This window comes from Mycobacterium sp. 852002-10029_SCH5224772 (assembly GCF_001667315.1).
Classification (GTDB): domain Bacteria; phylum Actinomycetota; class Actinomycetes; order Mycobacteriales; family Mycobacteriaceae; genus Mycobacterium.
Window position 1 is genome coordinate 1 of sequence record NZ_LZHT01000105.1, and the last position, 1,218, is coordinate 1,218.

Here is a 1,218-nt window from a genome sequence, read left to right on the forward strand (position 1 = left end):
CTGGTTGAACTGATCGACCTGTCCGCCAGCGCTTTCCACGTCGCGCAGCCAACCGATGATCGGGGTGACCACCACCGGCCCGATGCCCTCGTCGATCACGGCGTCGGCGTCGACCACCTCGGCCACGCGGGCCAGCCTGGCCACGGTCTGCTCGACGAAGATGTCGCGGGTCTTGCACGCCAGGCCGGCGGCGCGCGCCCGCGTCACCACCTGCATGGACGAAATGCTGTCGCCGCCAAGGTCGAAGAAGGAGTCGTCGACGCCGACGCGCTCGAGCCCGAGCACCTGGGCGTAGATGCCGGCCAGAATTTCCTCAATGGCGTTGTCGGGGGCGCGATACTGATCGGCGTCCTGGTACTCGGGCGCGGGCAGGGCGCGGGTGTCGAGCTTGCCGTTGGGGGTCAGCGGCAGGGCCGGCATGACGACGACCGCGGCCGGAATCATGTAGCCCGGCAGGCGTTCGGCCAGCGCGGCACGGACCGCGGCCGGGTCGGCGGTGCCGGTGACGTAACCGACGAGCCGCTTGTGGCCCGAGCGGTCCTCGCGGGCGACGACGACCGCCTGGTCGACACCGTCCACCCAGGCCAGCGCGGCGCGCACGTCGCCGAGTTCGATGCGGTAGCCGCGGATCTTGACCTGCTCGTCGGCCCGGCCCAGGTAGTCCAGTTGGCCATCCGCGCGCCAGCGCACCAGGTCCCCGGTGCGGTACATGCGCGCGCCGGGCGCCCCGAAGGGGCAGGCCACAAACCGCGACGCGGTCAGCCCGGCCCGACGCCAGTAGCCGCAGGCCACCCCGGCGCCGGCGACATACAGCTCGCCGACCACGCCGGGCGGAACCGGCCGCAGCCACTCGTCGAGCACGAACGACGCCCCGCCGGGGACCGGGGAGCCGATCGGCACCACGCCAGGTGAACCCGCCTGAAGCGGCGTACTGATCGCGGCGTAGACCGTCGCCTCGGTGGGGCCGTAGGCGTTGATCATCACCCGGCCCGGCGCCCACCGGTCCACCAGTTCGGCCGGGCAGGCCTCACCAGCGACCACCAGGGTCGCCGACTCCAGACCCGCGGGTGAGAGCCCACCGGCCGCCGACGGGGTTTGGCTGAGCACGCTGACCTGTTCGGCCACCAGCAGTGCGTGCAGATCTTCCGGTGACCGCGCGACGGTTTCGGGCACCACGACCAACCGGCCGCCGTGCAACAACGCGCCGAAGATCTCCCA

Annotated in this window: 1 protein-coding gene; it reads right to left on the bottom strand. The window is 72.1% G+C overall.

Annotated features, from left to right (window positions below):
- On the bottom strand, positions 1-1,218 hold a 1,218-nt coding region (locus A5775_RS18390), incomplete at both ends, for a non-ribosomal peptide synthetase (RefSeq protein WP_156660766.1).